Source organism: Shinella sp. (assembly GCF_035998705.1).
In the GTDB taxonomy this organism is placed as follows: domain Bacteria; phylum Pseudomonadota; class Alphaproteobacteria; order Rhizobiales; family Rhizobiaceae; genus Shinella.
Map to the genome: position 1 here is coordinate 14,564 of NZ_DASYHH010000027.1, position 19,809 is coordinate 34,372.

Here is a 19,809-nt window from a genome sequence, read left to right on the forward strand (position 1 = left end):
CGAAGCCGGTCGGCTTCACACCGCCCTGTTCTGCACCGGCGCCCGCCCACCACCGTCCGCCACCAGCACGGCGCCGGTGACGAAGGACGCCTCGTCCGAGGCCAGGAACAGACAGCAGGCCGCGATTTCGTCGGGTTCGGCGACCCGCCTCAGCGCGATGCGGCCGGTCAGCGCGGCAAATTCCACCTCGGCCGTCGTGCCGTTCAGCCGGGCTGCCTCCTGCATTTCCTCTTCGCTCATCGGCGTGCGCACCCAGCCCGGCGCGACCGCGTTGGCGCGGATGCCGTCCGGTCCGTGGGCGTAGGCGAGGCTGCGCGTATAGGAGACCAGCGCGGCCTTGCTCGCCGAGTAAGCGGCGTTCTGGCCGCCGGCATTGAAGGCGCCGACGGAGGCGATGTTGACGATCGCGCCGCCACGACGCTTGAGGAGCGGCAGTGCCGCCCGGCAGGCCATCATCGCGCCCGTCACATTGATGGCGAAGGTCTTTTGCCAGACATCGTCGGTGAGACTCTCCGGCTCGTCGGGAATGAGGATGCCGGCGGCATTGACGAGAATGTCGAGCCGATCGCCGCAAGCCGCGATCGCCGCCGCAATATCCCCGGCATCGGTAACGTCGCCATGCACGGCCACGCCCCCGCAGGCCTCGGCCGCTGCGTCGAGCGCGGCACCGCCGAGACCGAACAGCACGACATCAGCGCCCTCCCGCGCAAAACGCTCGGCGGTCGCGCGGCCCATGCCGGTCGCAGCCCCCGTCACCAGCGCCGTGCGGCCTTGCAGACGGCCGCTCATTCGAGCCCCCAATGCCGTTCGACGGCAAAGCCGGTTTCCGGCAGGCTTGATCCACCGTCGACGACGATCGTCTGGCCGGTCACATATTTCGCCTGTTCGGAGGCGAGGTAGAGCATGGCGCAGGCGATGTCGTCAGCCTCGCCGTAGCGGCCCATCGGGATGAAGCGGCTCGCCTTCTTCATCGTCTCGGGCTGGCTCATCGTGCCGCGCCCGGGTTTTTCGATGAAGCCGGGCTCGACGCCGTTGACGGTGATGCCGTCGCGCGCCAGTTCGAAGGCGGCACCCCGGATGAAGGCGTTCACCCCGGCCTTCGCCGCCGAATAATGCACGCCCCCGGCCATGGCCATCCGCGCCGAGACGGACGAGGTGACGAGGATGCGGCCGAAACCGTTGGCGCGCATGACAGGTGCCGCCGCCTGTGCCAGCCAGAAGCAGGCCTTCAGGTTCAGCGACAGCGCCTCTTCGAGTTTATCTTCATCGAGGTCCGCGAGATTGGCCCATGGACAGCCGCCGGCATTGTGCACGACGATGTCGAGCCGGCCCGCCTCCTCCGCCGTTTCCGCCACCAGCCTGCCGAGCCCGATGCGATCGAGGTTTTCGAGCGGCACCGCGCTCGCCTCGAGGCCTTGTGCCAGAAGCGCGGCGGCCAGCGCCTGCCCCGCCTCGACCGTGCGGTTGGCGATGACGACCTTGGCGCCGGCTTCGGCCAGCCGCGTGACGATCGCCGCGCCGATGCCGCGCCCGCCGCCGGTGACGAGCGCCACCCTGCCCGAGAGATCGAAGGGGCACGCCATGGTCAAACCGCCCCCGCTTCGCGCAACAGCGACACAAAGCGGCCGAACACCGCGGTGTGACGGTCGACGTCTTCCGCGGTCGTCGCCGGGCACATCAGGAACATCGTGTGGAAGGGCGTCACCAGGATGCCCTCGTTCATGTAGAAGGCGTGCAGCAGCGTCTCCAGGTCGCCGCGCCGGGCGGCGATGACGTCTGCGCCGTTGCGCGGCGGCGCGGGCATGAACATGATTTCCGCCCGCGCGCCAATCTGGGTGACGTGCCAGGGCAGACGGTTTTCAGCGATGATCGCGCGGGCACCGTCCGCCAGCCGCGAGGCATTGGCGATCATCCGCCCGAAATTCTCCGGCGTCAGCACCTCCTCCAGCACGGCGCGCATGGTGGCGATGGTTAGCGCATTGCCGGCCAGCGTGCCGCCGATGCCGAGATGGGCGGACTGGCGCACGCGCGGATCGACCTTCGGCACGATCGCCCAGAGCCGCTCGGCGATCTCCTGCGACACGCCAAAGACGCCCGCCGGTACGCCGCCGGCAATCGCCTTGCCTGCCACCAGCATATCCGGCTCCAGGCCGTTGAGGCGCGCATAGCCGCCGGGACCGCTGGAAATCGTGTGTGTCTCGTCGATGATCAGCACCGTGCCGGTGCGCCGGGTGGTGTCGCGAAGCGCCGCCAGAAAGCCGTCCGCAACCGGGATCATGCCGAAATTCGTCATCAGCGGCTCGGTCAGCACGCAAGCGACGTCCTCCTCCGAAAGCGCGCGCTCCAGCGCCTCCACGTCGTTGAACTCCAGGACCTTCGAGACGGCGGTATGATCGACGCCGTTCGGGTGGATCATGTTGCGCATGCCGATACGGCCATCGCGAAGCTCGACATGCGCCTCCTCGACGCCGCCGTGGTAGCAGCCGGAAAACACCAGCACCTTCGGCCGCCCGGTGATCATGCGGGCAATGCGGATGGCGCCGCGGTTCGCATCGGTGGCCGAGGTGGTCAGCGTCCAGTACGGCAGGCCGAAGCGGCGGGTCAGTTCCGCGCCGACCCACAGGCTGTCCTCCGTCGGCAGCATCGTGGTGACGCCGCGGCGAAGCTGGCGGATGGCGGCATTCGTCACCGCCTCCGGCGCGTGGCCGCACATGCCACCGGTATCGCCGAGGCAGAAATCGACATAGTCGCGGCCGTCGACATCGCGGATATGGGCGCCCTCCGCCTCATCGACATAGACCGGGAAGCCGCCGGCCCAGCGCCGCATCCAGTGCGACGGCCCGCCATAGAGGAAATGGCGCTGCCCCTCCTGCCAATCGGCGAAGGAACGCGGGTGCTCGCGCTTGAAACGGTCCTGCTCGCGGTCGAGCAAGCGGTCGATCACCGTCACGGCCGGTCTCCTCCAGTCAGCGGTTGAAAGTCTCTCGCGGATGGTCCATTATATGAACCATCATTTTGTATATAAAACCAGATTGCCGGGCCGGACCCGGCCTGTCAAGATACTTCACATGCGAACTATCTTGTCTATGCCAAAGAGGACGCCGCATGAGCACTGTCGGAAAAGCCGCCGCGCTGCTGGAGCTTTTCAGCATGACCGAGCCGGAAATCGGCCTGTCCGAACTTGCCCGGCGGGCAAAGCTCAACAAGGCAACGACGCGCCGCCTGCTGGTGGCGCTTGCCGAGCACCGGCTGGTCGAGCAGGCAGCGGGCACCCGCCACTATCGGCTGGGCGCCGGTCTCTCGCGGCTCGCCCGCATCCGCGATGCGAATTTCCCCTTCGCGCGCATTGCGACACCTGTCCTGCAGGACCTCGCTGCGGCGACCGGCGAGACGGTGCATCTGTCCGAATTCAGCGGCGGCGCGCTGTTCACCGTCGGCGTCGAGCTTTCCGCGCAGGCCAACCGCGTCAATGTCGACGCCGGCCAAATCCTGCCCCTGCACGGCACCGCCTCTGGCATCGCCTTCCTCGCCTTCACGACGCCGGATTTCGTTGCTGCCTATCTGTCGAAACGCCTGGAGGCATTCACCCCCCACACGCTCACAGCGCGGGAAAAAGTCGCCGAGCAGATAAGGCTCGCCGCAGAACGCGGCTATTCCGTCAGTGCGCAGGGCTACTCCGAGGGCGTGCACAGCATTGCAGCACCGGTGCTCGGCCCGGATGGACTCGCCGTGGGCGCGCTCTCAGTCGCGGCACCGCTTTCGCGGGTCGACGAGACGATCGCGGCCGCCCAGGGCGAGGCCGTCATGCGGGCGGCGCGGGAGATCGGGGCGCGTCTCAATGGCGAGCCCCTCACCCGAGCGAGATCCAGGCCGTCTTGAGGTCGGTGTATTTGTCGAAGGCATGCAGGGACTTGTCGCGGCCGAAGCCCGACTGGCCGAAGCCGCCGAGCGGCACGGTGATGTCGGCGCCGCCATAGGTATTGACATGCACGACGCCGGCGCGGACCGCGCGCACCATGCGGTGGGCAGTCGCGAGGCTCGACGTCCACACCGCAGACGCCAGGCCGTAGACGGTGGCATTCGCAAGCCGCACGGCCTCCGCCTCGTCCTCGAAGCGCGAGACGGCGAGCACCGGGCCGAACACCTCTTCGCGCGCAAGCCGCATCGCTGGCGTCACCTCGTCGAAAATGGTTGGCGCCATGTAGTAACCACCGGTCTCTTCCCTCAAGCGATTGCCGCCGGTGACGCGGCGCGCGCCGTCTTCTTCGGCCGCCGCGACATGATCGAGATTCTTGGCGAGCTGTTCGGCACTACTGACGGCCCCAGTATCCGAGGCGAGATCCAGCGGATCGCCGACCACCATGCCACGCGTCACCGCCACCAGCTTTTCCATGAACCGGTCGTAGACCGAGGACTGCACCAGCAACCGCGAACCCGCCACGCAGACCTGGCCGGAATTGCGGAAGATGCCGAAGGCCGAGACTTTGGCCGCCAGATCGAGGTCGGGCGCATCGGCGAAGACGATGTTGGGCGACTTGCCGCCGAGTTCGAGATGCACGCGCTTGAGGTTCGAGCGGGCGGAATATTCGAGCAGCCGGCGCCCGACGCCGCCCGAACCGGTAAAGGCGATGGCATCGACATCCATATGCAGGCCGAGCGCTTCACCGGTGACGCTGCCCCGCCCGGTGACCACGTTGAACACGCCCTCCGGAATGCCTGCCTCGGCGGCAAGTTCACCAAGGCGCAGCAGCGTCAATGACGCCACCTCCGCCGGCTTCAGCACGACGGAATTGCCCGCGGCAAGTGCCGGCGCCACCTTCCACGCGCCGATCATCATCGGGAAATTCCACGGCACGATGGCCGCGACCACACCGAGCGGCTCGCGGTGGATGAGCCCCAGCACATCGGCCTGCGTCGGTGCGATCTCGCCGTAGATCTTGTCGATCGCCTCCGCATAATAGCGGAAGGTGCCGGCGGCAGAGAGCGGCTCCGCCTTGTAGGCCATGGAAATCTCGGTGCCGTTGTCGCGCACGCCGAGCACGGCGAGTTCCAGTGCATGCGCCTCGATGAGGTCGGCGAGTTTCAAGAGCACCTTCTTGCGCCCGGCCGGCGCCATGCGCGACCAGGCGCCCTTCTCGAAAGCGGCACGGGCAGTCCGGACGGCCCGGTCGACATCCTCGGCGCCGGCATCGGCGATGGTGGTGAGCACTTTGCCGTCGATCGGCGAGAGGACATCGAGGCGCCCGCCGTTCAGCGGCTGCGTCCAGCCTCCATCGATGAACAGGCCCTGCGGAGCAATGGATTTGCCACGCAGCGCGTCGATATCGGCTTGTTTCATGGGTCCTGTCCTACGGGGTGGCCGGGGGCCGCGGCAGGGCGCACCCGCCACAGGCCGACGGCGAAGATGCCGAGGCCGAGCAGCGAGACGGCGAGCAGCACGGCGGCGATCGGCCTTGTGACGAAGATGCTCAGGTCCCCATTGGAAAGCGCCAGCGACTGCATCATGCGGTTTTCGAACAGCGGGCCGAGAACGAGGCCGATGACGAGGGGAAAGCCCGGAATGTCGTTGCGCAGCATGATCTTGCCGATGATGGCGAAGACGACGGCGATCAGCGCATCCGAGATGCGGTAGTTCTGCGTGTAGCAGCCGACCAGCGAGAGCACGAGAACGGTCATGCCGATGAAACGCGGCTCGATGCGCGCGAGCTTCATGATCGGTTTCGTGGCGAAGAGCAGGATGCCGAGGATGACGATGTTGAGCAGGAACAGCGAGAGATAGAGGCCGGAGATGAATTCCGGATGTTGGGCGAACAGTTGCGGACCCGGAATGTAATTGTGGATCATGAAGACCGACAGGATCATCGCCATCAGCGGATCGACCGGAATGCCGAGCGCCAACAGCGGCACGAGCGTGGTGGAGGTGCAGGCGCTGATCGAGGCTTCGGAGGCGATCAGGCCTTCGGGAGACCCCTTGCCGAACTGTTCCGGCGTCTTCGAGGCGCGTTTTGCCAGCGAATAGGAGAGGAACTGCGCGCCGAACTCGCCGACACCGGGAAGCAGGCCCATCGTCACGCCGAGCCCGGCGGAGCGGCCCAGCGTGCGCGGATAGCGCAGCGCCTCGAGCAGGCCGCGAAACCGGTTGTGGTAGACGGCCGACGGCGGCGCCTGCTTGTAGCCCGGCGTGCGCAGGAGCACGAAGGCCTGCGACATGGCGAAGAGGCCGATCACCGCCGGCACCAGCGGAATGCCGCCCATCAGGAACGGTTCGCCGAAGGTGAAGCGCTGCGTGTTGAAGAAGCGCTCGAAGCCGACCGTGCCGAGCAGGATGCCGAAGCCGAGCGAGATGATCGCCATCAGCCCCTGCGACTGGTGCGCCAGGAGCACCGAGACGATCGCCACCAGCGCCACCATGGCATATTCCACCGCGCCGAAATGGGCGGCGATGGTGGCGAGGTAGGGCGCCAGCACCACCAGCGCCACGACGCTGATCGTGCCGCCGATGAAGGAGGAGGAATAGGCGAGCGACAGCGCGCGATGCGCCTCGCCGCGCTGCGCCATGGGGTAGCCGTCATAGGTGGTCAGCACGTTGACGGGCGTTCCCGGCACCTTGATCAGGATGGCCGGTATCGCCCCGCCATACCAGGCGCCGCCATAGATGCCGAGCAGCAGGGTGACGCCGGCGAGCGGCTCCATGCCGAGCGTGAACGGCAGCAGGATCGCCATGGCGCCGGCCGGTTCGAGGCCGGGCACCGCGCCGATCAGGATGCCGATGAAGGCGCCCGCGACCAGCGCCAGGAGGACGTTGAAATGGGCGATGTTCTCGAAGCCGAGAATGATGGAGTCCATGACGGCGGGTTCCTACAGATAGGGGCCGATGAGGTTGCCGATACCACCCGGCAGCCAGGTGAAGATCGACGCGTGCGGGAACCACAGGCCCATGACGCCGCGCAGCAGCACCACGATCACCACGGTGAAGGCGAGGTTCCAGACCATCCAGCGCCGGCCGCGAAGACCGGAGGCCCACAGGCAGGCCTGCCCGAACAGCAGAGTGGAGATCGCAAAACCGAGGAGCGGGATCGCCGCCATGTAGAGGCAGAACAGGGCGGTATAGCCGAAGGCCGGCAGGAGATCGCCGAACGCCGAGAACGCGCGGCCGAGCATGGCCGGCGGATCGGCGGAGCCGCGCAGCAACCGCAGCGACAAGACCAGTCCCGGCAGGCCGATCATGGCGATGCCGAGGATGGGAATGTTGCGCGGCGAGAGGAACCAGGCCTTGTCGGCCGGCTGCACATGGGTGGCGAAGGGCAGAAGCACCGCCAGCACAACGGCAATGGCGAAGCAGGCAAGCCCGATCATCGCGGTGGCTTCGCTCGGCTGAAATTCCTGGTCTTGACCTTGCTCGTCCATCTGTCACCTGCGTCTTGCGGAGGGATAGGGAGGGCGCGCATGCGCGCCCTGCTCCGGGCCTACGGCTATTTCTTCAGGTCTTTGACCAGCGCTTCGGCGGCGGCGTAGTCCTTGTCGATGCGTGCGGCCGCGTCCGCCGCATTCATCCAGTAGACGCCAGCGCCGGTGGCCTCGGAAACGGCCTTGGCCCGGTCGCTCTTCATCGCCTCGCCGGCGATCGTGGCGATCTTGTCCTTGATCTCCTGCGGCGTGCCCTTCGGCACGAAGAGGCCGTTCCACAGCGTGATATTGAGCCCCGGCACCTGCTCGGACAGCAGTTTCGCTTCCGGCTTGATGGAGAGCGGCGCGTCCGTATAGGCCGCCAGCACCTTGACGTCGTCGAGGCAGGACAGCACCGTTGCCATGGTGGTGTTCATGACGTCGGCATCGCCGTTGGCGAGCGTCGAGCAATCCAGCGAGTTGAACGCCGCGTCGGCGCCGAAGGTGAAACCGAGCTTCTTGGCGGCGGCGAAGGTCGCCATGGTCGGGATCAAGTCGTAGCCGAAATGGCCGAGCTTGACGCTGTTCGTCTTTGCATAGGCGGCAAGGCCGGCGAGATCGTCATAGGGCGCGTCCTTCCTGGCGACGAGCGCGAAGGGATAGGTCAGGAAGATGCCGACCGGTTCGAAAGCGTCGCGGCCATAGGGCGCATTGCCTTGGATGATGTGCATGGTCGGCACGTCGATGACCAGCGAACCGACCGTGTAACCGTCGGGATCCGACTGGGAAACCGCCGTCGCTCCTTCCACCGCGCCGCCGCCCGGACGGTTGACGACCTTGGCGGGCGCGCCGGCCTTCGCGGTGAATTCGTCGGCGATGATGCGGGTCAGCTGGTCTTCCAGGTCGCCCGGGGGCCATGGAACGATGAAGGTGACCGGCCGCTCGGGATATTCCGCGTGCGCCGGCATCACCAGGGCGGCGGCGAGCGTCGTGCACGCCAAGGCGAGGGTGAGAAATCGAGTCATGCTGCTTTTCTCCCATAATGTGCGGACACGATATCCGCCGTTCCCATCGGTCCATTTATTGAACCATCATTTTGACTATAGACTTGCAAATGAACCGGCTTGCTGTCAAGTTAATTCACATGTGAAGTAAATTCGTCTTGGAGGAGGCCTCGGCATGGTCAGAGAGGGACGTCCACGCATCCTGGTGATCGGCACCGGCGACACCAAGGCCGACGAACTGAGCTTCATGCGCGAGCGCATCGAAGCCGTCGACGGGCGTGCGGTCATGATGGATGTCAGCGTGCTGGGCGACCCGCCTTATCGCCCCGAACAGGACCGCCACGCCGTCGCAGACGCCGCCGGCACGACCATCGATGCCATCGCCAAGAGCGGCGACGAAAACACCGCCATGACCCTGATGGCGCTCGGCGCCTCGCGCCTCGCCCGCGCCCTCTACGATCGCGGCGAGATAGACGGCGTCATCGCGCTCGGCGGCACGATGGGCACCGACCTCGCCCTCGACGTGGCGCTAGCCCTGCCGCTCGGCGTGCCGAAATTCGTCGTCTCGACCATCGCCTATTCCCATCTCGTGCCGCCCGACCGCATCGCGACCGACCTGATGATGATCCTGTGGGCGGGCGGCCTCTACGGCCTCAACAGCACCTGCAAGGCCGTGCTTTCGCAGGCCTGCGGCGCGGTGGTCGGTGCCGCGCGGGCCGTGGTGCGCCCGCAGGCGGAACGGCCGATCGTCGGCATGAGCTCGCTTGGCAAAAGCTGCCTGAAATACATGGTGACGCTGAAGCCGGCGCTGGAACGGCGCGGCTACGAGGTCGTCGTGTTCCACACGACCGGCATGGGCGGTCGCGCGCTGGAGGCGATCGCCGCACAGCGCGGCTTTGCCGCCGTGCTGGATTTCTCCCTCCAGGAAGTCGCCAACCAGCATATGGGCTCGGTGGTGAATTCCGGCCCCGATCGCCTGGAAAATGCCGGCCGCAGCGGCATTCCGCAGATCGTCGCACCCGGCGCCATCGACATGGTGGACTTCCCGACCTGGCAGCCGGTGCCGGCGCGTTTCGCCGAGCGGCCCTACCACGCGCACAACCGCCTGCTCGCCTCGGTGACCTCAGACGGCGAGACGCGCCGCGAGATCGCCCGCGCCATCGCCGGCAAGCTGGCGACCGCGACGGGCGCCACCGCCTTCATCCTGCCCGCTGGCGGCCTTCAGCAATGGGACCGGGAGGGCGAACCGCTGCACGAGCCCGATGCGCTAGCCGCCTTCGTCGAGGAGATGCGCGAAACCATGCCCAAGAGCGTCGAGTTGCACGAGATCGCCGGCCACATCAACGACGATGCCTTCTGCGCCAAGGCACTGGAAATCTTCGACCGCTGGGTGGCGGAGGGCATCGTTCGACCGGGGGTGGCATAATGACGAAACCGACCGCGCTCGTGCTCGATTTCGGCGGCGTCGTCACCAAAACGTTGTTCGAGACGCATGCGCTCAGCGAACAGGCGCTCGGCCTGCCGCCCGGCACGCTTGCCTGGCGCGGCCCCTTCGATCCGGCGTCCGACGCGCTCTGGCGCGCCATGCAGGCCGACGAGATCAGCGAGCGCGACTATTGGAAGGCCCGCACAAGCGAGGTCGGCCGGCTGGTCGGCGAGGATTGGACGGACATGTCGACCTTCGTGCGCCGCGCCCGCGGCGCCGATCCTGAGGCCGTCATCCGTCCGGAGGCCGTGCAGGCCATTCACACGGCTCACGAAAACGGCATCCGCCTCGCCATCCTCTCCAACGAACTCGACCTGTTCTACGGCGAGGATTTCCGCCAGCGCCTGCCGCTGCTTTCGCTGTTCGAAACCATCGTCGACGCCACCTATACCGGTATCCTCAAGCCGGACCCGCGCGCCTATGCCGCCGTCTGCGAGGCGCTGGCGCTGCCGGCCGAAGCCTGCGTCTTCGTCGATGACCAGAAACGCAATGTGGACGGCGCGATCGCCGCCGGCATGCGCACGGTCTGGTTCGACGTCGCAGAGCCCGCCCGCTCCTATGCCGAAGCGCTCGCCGTGTTCGGCCTGCCTTCACCCGAAATCAGCCACGAGAGTATCTGAGCCATGCGCGACATCAATTTCCTCAGCGAGAACAATGCAAAGCCGATCTGGCACCCGATGGCGCATCCGGCAGACATGCGCGCCTCGCCGCCCCGCGTCATCATGCAGGGCGAAGGTGCGATGGTGACCGATATCGACGGCCGCACCGTGCTCGATGCCGTCGGCGGCCTGTGGAACGTCAATCTCGGCTATAGCTGCGATCCCATCAAGCAGGCGATCGCAAGGCAGCTCGACGCCCTGCCCTATTATTCCGGCTTCCGCGGCACCTCGACCGGCCCGTCGATCGAACTGGCCTATGAGCTCGCACAATGGTTCGAGCCCGAAGGCATGGTGCGCAGCTTCTTCACCTCGGGCGGTTCGGATTCCGTCGAGACGGCGCTTCGCCTCGCGCGGCAATATTGGAAGATCCGCGGCCAGGCCGACCGCACGAAATTCCTCGCGCTGAAGAAGGGCTATCACGGCACGCATTTCGGCGGAGCCTCGGTCAACGGCAATGCCAATTTCCGCCGCAACTACGAGCCGTTGATGCCCGGCGTCTTCCACACGCCCGCCCCCTGGACCTACCGCAATCCCTTCGACGAGACGGATCCGGCAAGGCTCGCCGCCCTCTGCGCCCGCGCGATCGAGGAAGAAATCGCCTTTCAGGGCGCCGATACCATCGCCGCCTTCATCATGGAACCGGTGCTCGGCGCCGGCGGCGTCATCGTCCCGCATGAGAGCTTCATGCCGCTGGTGCGCGACATATGCGACCGCCACGACATCCTCCTGATCGCCGACGAAGTGGTGACCGGCTTCGGGCGCACCGGCGCCTGGTCGGGCTCGCGGCTGACGGGCGTCAAACCGGATTTCATGACCATCGCCAAGGCGGTCACGTCCGGCTATTTCCCGCTCGGTGCAACGCTGATCTCCGCCAAGGTGGCCGAGGTATTCGAGACCGACAAGACCAGCTTTGGCGCCATCGGCCACGGCTATACCTATTCCGGCCACCCCGTCGGCTGCGCCGCCGGCCTCGCCGCACTTGCCGAAACGAAGCGTCTCGCGCTTGACGAAAACGCCGCGACGCGTGGCGCGGAACTGGCAACGGCACTGGAAGCCCTGAAGGCGAAACACGCGCCCATCGGCGACGTGCGCGGCAAGGGGCTGATGGCCGCGCTCGAAATCGTCGCCGACCGCGAAACGAAGAAGCCGGTCGACAAGAAGACCATGGCAAGGATCGCCGATGCCGCCTACGACGCCGGCGTCATGCTGCGCGTCTCCGGCAACATGATCATCCTCTCCCCGCCGCTGATCGTGACGGCGAAGGACATCGCCACGATCGCCCAAGGTCTGGATGCGGGGCTGGCGGCGTTGGGTTGAGTCCTGCCGTCAGAGATCGCTTGCCTTGAGGTAAAGAGCCGACCGGCTAGCCGCTCTCCTCCTATCTACGTCTGATTTACCAGCCAGCTGGCAGGCAGATGCACGCCTCGCCGCCCATCGGTCGCCCCCCGATGGAGCGGCCTTTTGTCATTTTTACGATCCTCCAAAGAGGTCGTTGACAGCAAATATTCAGATGATATCTTGAAAATATATTTTATGGAGCGCCAGACCTTGCAGCCTCTCTCCACGAAGAAAATGCGCCTGAGCGACGTCGCCTATCACGGGCTGCGCACCGCCATCATCAAGGCGGAACTGCTGCCGGGCTCTCCGATCGACGAGAAGGAATGCATGGAGCGGCTGGCGGTCGGCCGCACGCCGCTGCGCGAGGCGCTGCAAAGGCTGGCGCAGGAGGATCTGCTGCTGGCGGTGCCGCAGCGCGGCTATTTCGTCTCCTCTACCTCGGCCACCGATTTCTTCCAGCTCCAGGAATTCCGCCTGCAGGCCGAACTCTGGGCGGCACGGCTCGCCGCCACCCGCATCAGCGATGCCCAACTCGACCGTCTGGCCGCGCTGATCGAGGAGGCGCGCGCCGGCGTCGAGGCCAAGCGCATGGAGATCGAATGGCATCTCGGCATCGACGAGGAGATGCACAAGCTGATCGCCGAGGCCTCCGGCAACACGTACCTGATGCAGGCGCTCACCCGTCTTTATGCGCTATCGGTGCGCAGCCTCTATGTCTCGCGCATGCCCGTCGCGCTGCTTTTCGAAGACCTGAACGACATGGTGGTGATCCACGAGGCACTCGCCAGCCGCGATCCCGACAGGGCGGAAGCGGCGATGCGGGGGCACCTTTCCGTCAGCGCGACGAACCTCATTCGGCCCGTCGAGCCCTCCCGCCAGACGCGCATGGAGACGCGGAAATGATCGCCGCGCGCCGAGGCAATCTCGTGACACTGGCGCTCCTCGCCCCGTCCCTCCTCAGCGCCATCCTCCTGCTGGTCATCCCGATCCTCATCGTCATCGCCTTTTCCTTCGCCGAACAGGACACCTATGGCGGCGCGAAATTCGGCTTCACGCTGGCGAGCTACCGCGAGCTCTTCCAGGCGATCTACCTGCCGATCTTCCTGAATTCGCTCCAGCTCGCGGCGATCTCCACCGTGGTCTGCCTGCTGGTCGGCTATCCGATCGCCTACTTCATCGCGCTGCGCGCCGGGCGCCATGCCGGGCTGCTGCTGGCGCTGCTGCTCATTCCCTTCTGGATCGATTTCATCGTGCGCATGTCGGCCTGGATGGTGCTGCTCGGCCGCAACGGCACGATCAACAGCGCGCTCCTCGGCCTCGGCTTCATCGAACAGCCGATCCGCATGATCGGCACCTATCCGGCCGTGCTCGTCGGCATGCTCTATGCCTTCCTGCCGACCACGGTGCTACCGATCCATGCCGCGCTGAACGGCCTCGACAAACGGCTGCTGGAAGCCGCCGACGATCTCGGCGCGACGCCGCTGCAATCCTTCTGGCGGGTCACCTTCCCGCTGTCGCTGCCGGGCGTGATGGCCGCCATCCTATTCGTCTTCGTGCCGGCCATGGGCGTCTATGCCATCCCAGTCCTGCTCGGCGGCGGCAAGAGCATCATTCTCGGCAACCTCATCGTCCAGCTCTTCCTCGACTTCCGCAACATGCCGCTGGGTGCGGCCGTTTCCGTGGTGCTGCTGGTCATCTCGTCGGGCATCATCGTCTGCTACATGCGCGTGCTGCGCTCCGTCGAGGAGGCGCGGACATGAGGAAGCTCATCGCGCTCTACGTGCCCGCCGCCACGCTCGTCGGCTATGTCTTCCTCTTCGCACCCCTGCTGGTCCTCGTCATCTACGCCTTCAATGCCGGCCGCTCGACGGTGGTCTGGGAAGGGTTTTCGCTCGCCTGGTTTGCGGAAGCACTGCGCGACCGCGGGCTCCGCGCCGGCCTGCAAGTCAGCGTCATCGTCGCCATCGCCTCGGCCGCCCTCGCAACGATGATCGGCACCAGCGCCGCGCTCGCCGTGGTGAAGCGCCCCTTCGCGGGCAAGAACCTGTTCTCGACGCTCATCATCGCGCCACTCGTTCTGCCGGAGATCGTGCTCGCCGTCGGCCTGCTCGTCGCGACCGTCTGGACGGGCGTGCCTCTCGGCTACGGCACCTTGATCGCCGGCCATGTGCTCGTGTCGATCCCGTTCAGCTTCCTGATCGTGCGCGCCGCCGCCTCCGGTCTCGACCCGCGCCTCGACGAGGCGGCCGCCGATCTCGGCGCCAACGGCAAACAGGCGTTCCTACGCGTGACGCTGCCGCTGCTGGCGCCCGCCATCCTCTCGGCCTTCCTGCTCTGCGCGGTGATCTCCTTCGACAATTTCGTCGTCTCGACCTTCGTCTCGGGCGTCGGCTCCACGCCATTGCCGATCCAGATCTACGCCACGCTGAAGTCCGGCCTCACGCCGAAGATCAACGCGCTCGGCGCGATGCTGATCGCCGTCAACGTGCTGGTCATCCTGGTCGTCATGAGCCGCTATCTCAAGACGATCCGCAAACAATCATAAGAACCACCAACCAAGAAATGGGGAATGCGTAATGAAAAACTGGAGAATACTTTTTGCATCGGCCAGCCTGGTCGCAATCGCGTCCGGCGCCTCGGCCGCCGAGCTCAACATCTACGCCTGGTCCGGCGAAGTGCCGCAGGAGATCGTCGACGACTTCGCGAAGGAGACCGGCATCACGGTGACCTTCGACTCCTACGATTCCAACGAGACGATGATGGCGAAGCTGTCGGCCGGCGCCAGCGGCTACGACCTCATCGAACCCAGCCAGTACACCGTGCAGGTGCTCGCAAAGCAGGGCCTGTTGCAGGAGCTGGACCACGCCAAGATCCCGAACATCGGCAATCTCGGCGCGCCCTTCAAGGAAGTTTCGTACGATCCCGGCCAGAAATGGTCCGTGCCCTACATCTGGGGCACCACCGGTTTCGCCTATAACGAGGACTGCGTGAAGACGCCGCCGACGAGCTGGAAGGCGCTGTGGGATCCGCAGTACGAAGGCCGCATCTACATGCTCGACAACATGCTGGCGGCCTATATTGCCGGCCTTCAGGTCAACGGCTTCAAGGCCGGCACCACCAAGCCGGAAGAGATCGAGAAGGCGACCCAGTCGCTGATCGAGCAGAAGAAGGTGCTCGGCGGCTATAACAGCACGAATTTCGGCGATCTCGTCGCCTCCGGCGAAGCCTGCATCGTGCAGGGCTGGAACGGTTCCATCGCGCAGGTGATGGTGAGCAATCCGAAGGTGAAATACGTCATTCCGGATGAAGGCGGCTCGATGTGGATCGACGGTTTCGCCATTCCGACATCCGCGAAGAATGTCGGGGAAGCCTACAAGTTCATCGACTACATCATGCGGCCGGACGTCGCCGCCAAGGCGGCCGATCTCTCGAAATCGGCGACCGTCATCGACAAGGCGAAGGCGCTGCTGCCGAAGGAAACCGCAGAGAACGCCGCCATCTATCCGCCGGAAGACAAGCTGATGAAGGCCGACTTCATCCTCGACGTGGGTGATGCAACCAAGCTCTACCAGGATGGCTGGACCAAGGTGAAGACCGCCCAGTAACGGCGGCCCGAACCATCGGCGGCCGGTATGCCGGCCGCCTCTTTTCCCTGAGCGAGTTCCAGAACGATATGCCGCCTGACATCACGACAGAGCCGGCCGGCGTCAGCCGTGCCGCCATCGAACTGATCGATATCCGCAAGGCCTTCGGCACCGGAGCCGAGACGGCCTATGCCGTCGATCGCCTGAACCTGACGATAAAAGCGGGCGAGTTCTTCACTTTCCTCGGCCCCTCCGGCTGCGGCAAGACGACGACATTGCGCATGATCGCCGGCTTCGAGGAGCCGACCTCCGGCCGTCTGCTGCTCGACGGCCGCGACGTCACCGGCGTGCCGGCGCACCAGCGCAACGTCAACACCGTGTTCCAGAGCTACGCGCTCTTCCCGCATCTGAACGTCGGCGAGAATGTCGGCTTCGGCCTCTCGGTAAAGGGTGTGGCGAAAGACGAGATCCGCGAGCGGGTGAAGGCTGCGCTCGACAGCGTGCACATGACCCATGCCATCGACCGCAAACCGTCTGCGCTGTCCGGCGGCCAGCAGCAGCGCATCGCGCTCGCCCGCGCGCTGATCAACCGCCCCTCCGTGCTCCTCCTCGATGAACCCTTCGGCGCGCTCGACCTGAAACTGCGCCGCGAGATGCAGATGGAGGTCAAGGAGATGCAGCGCCGCCTCGGTATCACCTTCATCTTCGTCACCCATGACCAGGAGGAAGCCCTGACCATGTCGGACCGCATCGCGGTCATGAACAACGGCGTCGTCCAGCAGGTCGGCGGACCGGTGGAGATCTACGAGCGCCCCGCCAACCGATTCACCGCCGGCTTCATCGGCGACATGAACCTGATCGAGGCGCGCATCACCGCCCGCGACGGCGACCAGTTCACGTTGGAGGCCGCCGGCAGCCGGATCGACTTTCCCTGTACTCTCCCCTTGCAGCCCGGCGATCCATGCACGCTCGCCATCCGCCCGGAGGCGCTGCATTTCGTTGAGGGCGAGGCCGGCTGCTCGGTGCGCTTTTCCGGCTCGGTCACCGAGGCCGTCTATATCGGCACGGACACCGTCTACGGCCTGACGCTTGCCGACGGCAGCCGCCTGCATGCCCGCCTGCGCAACGGCGAGCAACTCACGCCGCAAACCGGCGCGCCGGCCACGCTCGCCTGCGCCCCCTCCGCCATCAGACTCCTCACGCAATAGGACGCCTTTTCATCATGTCGATCAAATCCTACCGGATCGCCGACCCCGCGCCGCAGCTCGACGCCGGCCTTCTCGCCCGCTTCGCGCGCGTCGAGGCGGCGACCGTCGGCCACTACCTGCACGACCGCTTCATGCGCAACGACCTGCGCCCGCTGATCGATGGCGTGCGGGTGGCGGGCACCGCGCAGACCGTGTCGATCCCCGGCCCCGATTCCACCCTGCTCTATCACGCCATGGACCGAGTGCGCCCCGGCGACATCTTGGTGATCGACCGTGCGGGCGATGAGCGCCACGCCGCCTGGGGCGGCTTCATGGCCGCCGTCGCCAAGGAGCGCAAGCTCGCCGCCGTCATCATCGACGGCATGATCACCGACCCGGCCGCAATCCGCGAGGCCGGCGTGCCGACCTGGGCGCGCGGCGTCTCGCCGATCACCACGAAGCTGCTCAATCTCGGCGGCGGCTACAACATCCCCGTTTCCTGCGGCGGCGTCACCGTCAATCCGGGCGACGCGATCCTTGCCGACGACTGCGGCATTCTCGTGCTGCCACCGGACCAGGTGGCCGGCATCGCCGATATCGCGCTCGCCGACCAGGAAGACGAGGGAAGCTGGGTGGCGCGCATTAATGCCGGCGGCACCTTGCAGGAACTGGTCGATATCGCCGGCATGATCGCCGACCGGCAGAAGAAGGATGGCGCCGCCCATGGCTGATACGCTCGACACCCTCGCCGTCTGGCTCTCGACCCCGCATCAGGCGATGATCGAGATTGCTCATGACATCGGCTACCGCCATATCGTGCTCGACATAGAGCACGGCCTGTTCGACCTCGAAGCGCTGGACCGCATCCTCGCGCTCGGCAAGGCGCTCGGCATGACCATGCACGCCAAGGTGCTGGGGCCGGAGGCAATCCCGATCCAGCAGGCGCTCGACATGGGCGCCGACAGCGTCATCATCCCGCATATCGGCGATGTCGAGCACGCGCGCCGTGTGACCGCTTCAGCCAAATATCCGACGCTCGGCACGCGCAGCTTTTCCGGCACCCGCCCCGCCCGCTATGGCGGCGTGAAGCCCGAATACTATGACAACGAGAACGCCAAGACACGCTGCTATCCGATGATCGAGTCGGCTGCGGCCCTCAAGGATATCGAGGCGATCCTGGCGCTACCGACCGTCGATGGCCTCTTCGTCGGCCCAAGCGACCTGTCGCTTGATTCCGGCCGTGGTGCCTATCGCAACACGGATGCCGACAAGGCGGACCTTAAAAAGATTGCGCAAGCGGCTGAAAAAGCTGGAAAACCTTGGATCATGCCTGCCTGGTCGCGCGCCGAGAGGGCCTTTGCCACGGAACTCGGCGCCAGCCTGATGGTCGTTGCCGATGAATACGGCTCCATCTGGACCGGCCTCGAAGACGCCGCGAAACCCTGAACATCAACGGAATTTCACCATGAACGAGACCATTTCCTGCGGCAGCCGCCTCATGCAGATATTGAAGGCCTATGGCGTCGACACCGTCTTCGGCATGCCGGGCGTGCACACGCTCGAAGCCTATCGCGGTATGGATGCCGCCGGCATCCGCCATATCGGCGTGCGCCATGAACAGGGCGCCGGCTTCATGGCCGACGGTTATGCCCGCATGTCGGGCAAGCCGGGCGTCTGCGTGCTGATTTCCGGCCCCGGCGTCACCAATGCGGCAACCCCGATCGGCCAGGCCTATTCCGACAGCGTGCCGATGCTGGTCATCACCTCCGTCGCCGCCAACAAGGATCTCGGCATGGGCCGCGGCATGCTGCACGAGATCACCGACCAGTCGGCCGTCACGCGCCCCCTCACCGCCTTCTCCGAGACCGCGACGAGCCCCAACCAGGTGCGCGAATATATCGCCCGCGCCTTCGCCCTGTTCGACAGCGGCCGCCCGCGCCCGGTGCATGTCTCGATCCCGCTCGACGTCTTCAAGGCGCCGGACGACAAGCCTGCCACCCGGCGCACCACCGCGCGCCGCCGCGCGCCCGATGCCGCACAAGTCGAGGCGGCGGCAGCCATCCTCGACGCCGCGAAACGGCCGGTGATCCTCGCCGGCGGCGGTGCGGTTTCCGCAGCCGCCGAAGTGCGCGCCTTGGCGGAAAAGATCGGCGCGGCCGTGGTGCCGACCATCGCCGCCAAGGGCATCCTGCCCGACGACCACCCGCTCGCCCTGGAAGTGACGGTCGACCGCGGCGCCACACAGGAGTTCGTGCGCGACGCCGACGCGGTGCTGCTCATCGGCACCGAGCTTGCCGAACCCGATATATGGCTCGACGGCCCGCTGCCGATGAACGGCAAGATCATCCGCATCGACATCGACCCCGCGACGCTGGTGCGCGACTACGACGTGGACGTCGCCATGGAAGCGGATTCGAAACTGGCGGTCGCGGCGATCGCGGAGAAAGTTTCCGCAGCCACCGGCTTCAAGGACAGCAACGCCGTCGCCGAACTGCGCGCCGCCGAGCGCGACGGGCTGACGCCGCTCGAACAGAAACATGTGCGCGTGCTCGACAGCCTGCGCAACGCCATTCCCGACAATGGCGTCGTCTATACCGACATGACGCAGCTCGCCTATACCGGCTACGCCTTCTACCGCAGCGCCCTGCCGCGCACCTGGCATTTTCCGGCCGGCTACGGCACGCTGGGATACGCCCTGCCGGCAGCAATCGGCGGCAAGATCGCCAGCTCCGAGACGCCGGTCGCCGTGATCGTCGGCGATGGCGGTTTCCAGTTCACGCTCCAGGAGCTCGGCACGGCGGTGGAAAACAAACTGCCGCTCGCCATCATCCTGTGGAACAATGACAGCCTCGCCCAGATCCGCGACGGCATGATCGTGCGCGACATCCCGACCATCGGCGTCAACCAGCACAATCCGGATTTCGTCAAGCTCGCCGAAGCCTATGGCTGCCGGACCGCCGAGCCGACGAGCTTCGAGGACCTGGAAGCCGCCGTCAAAGCCGCCTTCGCCGCGGACGGCCCGACGGTCATCCACCTCAGGGAAAACGCGCCCTTCCTGAAGGCTTGAGCACAACGCGTTCCATCACGGCTCAGCATGGCCGCATAGGCTGAACACGGGTTTTTTCACGCCGATTTTGCCGGCGTGACGATCTGAATACACTCATC

Annotated in this window: 19 protein-coding genes; 12 read left to right on the forward strand and 7 right to left on the reverse strand. The window is 66.0% G+C overall.

Going from position 1 to position 19,809, the window contains the following annotated elements:
* Nucleotides 1-15: 15 nt before the first annotated feature.
* From VGN93_RS23285 to VGN93_RS23295, 3 genes are read right to left on the reverse strand one after another with little or no spacing between them, the layout of a single operon-like run.
* Nucleotides 16-789: an SDR family NAD(P)-dependent oxidoreductase gene (locus VGN93_RS23285; RefSeq protein WP_327509380.1), complete on the reverse strand. Its 774-nt coding sequence runs from the start codon at nt 787-789 to the stop codon at nt 16-18.
* Complete coding sequence (locus VGN93_RS23290) at nt 786-1,583, reverse strand: SDR family oxidoreductase (protein ID WP_327509381.1); 798 nt, start codon at nt 1,581-1,583, stop codon at nt 786-788. Before VGN93_RS23290 ends, VGN93_RS23285 begins: the two co-directional genes overlap by 4 nt.
* Nucleotides 1,584-1,585: 2 nt before the next feature.
* Nucleotides 1,586-2,950 carry a transaminase gene (locus VGN93_RS23295; protein ID WP_327509382.1) on the reverse strand — a complete coding sequence of 455 codons (1,365 nt, stop codon included), beginning with the start codon at nt 2,948-2,950 and terminating at the stop codon, nt 1,586-1,588.
* A 155-nt stretch (nt 2,951-3,105) separates the two neighbouring features.
* On the opposite strand from VGN93_RS23295, the gene VGN93_RS23300 reads away from it, so the two are divergent.
* Nucleotides 3,106-3,879 carry an IclR family transcriptional regulator gene (locus VGN93_RS23300; RefSeq protein WP_327509383.1) on the forward strand — a complete coding sequence of 258 codons (774 nt, stop codon included), beginning with the start codon at nt 3,106-3,108 and terminating at the stop codon, nt 3,877-3,879.
* On the opposite strand, the gene VGN93_RS23305 is transcribed toward VGN93_RS23300, so the two are convergent.
* From VGN93_RS23305 to VGN93_RS23320, 4 genes are all read right to left on the reverse strand, one after another.
* A complete protein-coding gene (locus VGN93_RS23305; RefSeq protein WP_327509384.1) occupies nt 3,851-5,338 on the reverse strand; it encodes an aldehyde dehydrogenase in 1,488 nt (495 codons plus the stop codon). The two genes, VGN93_RS23300 and VGN93_RS23305, sit on opposite strands and share 29 nt — an antisense overlap.
* Nucleotides 5,335-6,846, reverse strand: coding sequence for a tripartite tricarboxylate transporter permease (locus VGN93_RS23310; protein WP_327509385.1), 1,512 nt, complete (start codon nt 6,844-6,846; stop codon nt 5,335-5,337). The genes VGN93_RS23305 and VGN93_RS23310 overlap by 4 nt, the downstream gene beginning before the upstream one ends.
* A 12-nt stretch (nt 6,847-6,858) precedes the next feature.
* Complete coding sequence (locus VGN93_RS23315; protein WP_327509386.1) at nt 6,859-7,407, reverse strand: tripartite tricarboxylate transporter TctB family protein; 549 nt, start codon at nt 7,405-7,407, stop codon at nt 6,859-6,861.
* Between the two features lie 65 nt (nt 7,408-7,472).
* The gene (locus VGN93_RS23320) at nt 7,473-8,411 is read right to left on the reverse strand and encodes a tripartite tricarboxylate transporter substrate binding protein (RefSeq protein ID WP_327509387.1); all 939 of its coding nucleotides are present in this window, start codon (nt 8,409-8,411) and stop codon (nt 7,473-7,475) included.
* 154 nt (nt 8,412-8,565) lie between these two features.
* On the opposite strand from VGN93_RS23320, the gene VGN93_RS23325 reads away from it, so the two are divergent.
* From VGN93_RS23325 to VGN93_RS23375, 11 genes are all read left to right on the forward strand, one after another.
* Nucleotides 8,566-9,816: a Tm-1-like ATP-binding domain-containing protein gene (locus tag VGN93_RS23325; RefSeq protein ID WP_327509388.1), complete on the forward strand. Its 1,251-nt coding sequence runs from the start codon at nt 8,566-8,568 to the stop codon at nt 9,814-9,816.
* The gene (locus VGN93_RS23330; RefSeq protein ID WP_327509389.1) at nt 9,816-10,496 is read left to right on the forward strand and encodes an HAD-IA family hydrolase; all 681 of its coding nucleotides are present in this window, start codon (nt 9,816-9,818) and stop codon (nt 10,494-10,496) included. Before VGN93_RS23325 ends, VGN93_RS23330 begins: the two co-directional genes overlap by 1 nt.
* A gap of 3 nt (nt 10,497-10,499) precedes the next feature.
* The gene (locus VGN93_RS23335; RefSeq protein WP_327509390.1) at nt 10,500-11,852 is read left to right on the forward strand and encodes an aminotransferase class III-fold pyridoxal phosphate-dependent enzyme; all 1,353 of its coding nucleotides are present in this window, start codon (nt 10,500-10,502) and stop codon (nt 11,850-11,852) included.
* A 201-nt stretch (nt 11,853-12,053) separates the two neighbouring features.
* Nucleotides 12,054-12,776 carry a GntR family transcriptional regulator gene (locus VGN93_RS23340; RefSeq protein ID WP_319313402.1) on the forward strand — a complete coding sequence of 241 codons (723 nt, stop codon included), beginning with the start codon at nt 12,054-12,056 and terminating at the stop codon, nt 12,774-12,776.
* Nucleotides 12,773-13,633, forward strand: a complete 861-nt coding sequence (locus VGN93_RS23345) for an ABC transporter permease (protein ID WP_327509391.1) — start codon at nt 12,773-12,775, stop codon at nt 13,631-13,633. Before VGN93_RS23340 ends, VGN93_RS23345 begins: the two co-directional genes overlap by 4 nt.
* Nucleotides 13,630-14,418 carry an ABC transporter permease gene (locus VGN93_RS23350; RefSeq protein WP_327509392.1) on the forward strand — a complete coding sequence of 263 codons (789 nt, stop codon included), beginning with the start codon at nt 13,630-13,632 and terminating at the stop codon, nt 14,416-14,418. Before VGN93_RS23345 ends, VGN93_RS23350 begins: the two co-directional genes overlap by 4 nt.
* Before the next feature lie 31 nt (nt 14,419-14,449).
* Nucleotides 14,450-15,478: a spermidine/putrescine ABC transporter substrate-binding protein gene (locus VGN93_RS23355; protein WP_327509393.1), complete on the forward strand. Its 1,029-nt coding sequence runs from the start codon at nt 14,450-14,452 to the stop codon at nt 15,476-15,478.
* Between the two features lie 68 nt (nt 15,479-15,546).
* Nucleotides 15,547-16,665 (forward strand): ABC transporter ATP-binding protein, encoded by a 1,119-nt coding sequence (locus VGN93_RS23360; protein ID WP_327509394.1) that lies wholly within the window; start codon nt 15,547-15,549, stop codon nt 16,663-16,665.
* A gap of 14 nt (nt 16,666-16,679) precedes the next feature.
* Complete coding sequence (locus VGN93_RS23365) at nt 16,680-17,375, forward strand: RraA family protein (RefSeq protein WP_327509395.1); 696 nt, start codon at nt 16,680-16,682, stop codon at nt 17,373-17,375.
* Nucleotides 17,368-18,090 (forward strand): HpcH/HpaI aldolase family protein, encoded by a 723-nt coding sequence (locus tag VGN93_RS23370; RefSeq protein WP_327509396.1) that lies wholly within the window; start codon nt 17,368-17,370, stop codon nt 18,088-18,090. Before VGN93_RS23365 ends, VGN93_RS23370 begins: the two co-directional genes overlap by 8 nt.
* A gap of 19 nt (nt 18,091-18,109) precedes the next feature.
* Entirely contained in the window at nt 18,110-19,711 is a 1,602-nt protein-coding gene (locus VGN93_RS23375; RefSeq protein WP_327509397.1) for a 5-guanidino-2-oxopentanoate decarboxylase, read from the forward strand.
* Nucleotides 19,712-19,809 lie beyond the last annotated feature (98 nt).

Excerpts from the sequence above, each read along its gene's own strand:
- VGN93_RS23285 (WP_327509380.1), bottom strand. The coding sequence starts at position 789 with ATGAGCGGCCGTCTGCAAGGCCGCACGGCGCTGGTGACGGGGGCTGCG.
- VGN93_RS23290 (WP_327509381.1), bottom strand. The coding sequence starts at position 1,583 with ATGGCGTGCCCCTTCGATCTCTCGGGCAGGGTGGCGCTCGTCACCGGC.
- VGN93_RS23300 (WP_327509383.1), top strand. The coding sequence starts at position 3,106 with ATGAGCACTGTCGGAAAAGCCGCCGCGCTGCTGGAGCTTTTCAGCATG.
- VGN93_RS23305 (WP_327509384.1), bottom strand. The coding sequence starts at position 5,338 with ATGAAACAAGCCGATATCGACGCGCTGCGTGGCAAATCCATTGCTCCG.
- VGN93_RS23310 (WP_327509385.1), bottom strand. The coding sequence starts at position 6,846 with ATGGACTCCATCATTCTCGGCTTCGAGAACATCGCCCATTTCAACGTC.
- VGN93_RS23315 (WP_327509386.1), bottom strand. The coding sequence starts at position 7,407 with ATGGACGAGCAAGGTCAAGACCAGGAATTTCAGCCGAGCGAAGCCACC.
- VGN93_RS23320 (WP_327509387.1), bottom strand. The coding sequence starts at position 8,411 with ATGACTCGATTTCTCACCCTCGCCTTGGCGTGCACGACGCTCGCCGCC.
- VGN93_RS23325 (WP_327509388.1), top strand. The coding sequence starts at position 8,566 with ATGGTCAGAGAGGGACGTCCACGCATCCTGGTGATCGGCACCGGCGAC.
- VGN93_RS23330 (WP_327509389.1), top strand. The coding sequence starts at position 9,816 with ATGACGAAACCGACCGCGCTCGTGCTCGATTTCGGCGGCGTCGTCACC.
- VGN93_RS23335 (WP_327509390.1), top strand. The coding sequence starts at position 10,500 with ATGCGCGACATCAATTTCCTCAGCGAGAACAATGCAAAGCCGATCTGG.
- VGN93_RS23345 (WP_327509391.1), top strand. The coding sequence starts at position 12,773 with ATGATCGCCGCGCGCCGAGGCAATCTCGTGACACTGGCGCTCCTCGCC.
- VGN93_RS23350 (WP_327509392.1), top strand. The coding sequence starts at position 13,630 with ATGAGGAAGCTCATCGCGCTCTACGTGCCCGCCGCCACGCTCGTCGGC.
- VGN93_RS23355 (WP_327509393.1), top strand. The coding sequence starts at position 14,450 with ATGAAAAACTGGAGAATACTTTTTGCATCGGCCAGCCTGGTCGCAATC.
- VGN93_RS23360 (WP_327509394.1), top strand. The coding sequence starts at position 15,547 with ATGCCGCCTGACATCACGACAGAGCCGGCCGGCGTCAGCCGTGCCGCC.
- VGN93_RS23365 (WP_327509395.1), top strand. The coding sequence starts at position 16,680 with ATGTCGATCAAATCCTACCGGATCGCCGACCCCGCGCCGCAGCTCGAC.
- VGN93_RS23370 (WP_327509396.1), top strand. The coding sequence starts at position 17,368 with ATGGCTGATACGCTCGACACCCTCGCCGTCTGGCTCTCGACCCCGCAT.
- VGN93_RS23375 (WP_327509397.1), top strand. The coding sequence starts at position 18,110 with ATGAACGAGACCATTTCCTGCGGCAGCCGCCTCATGCAGATATTGAAG.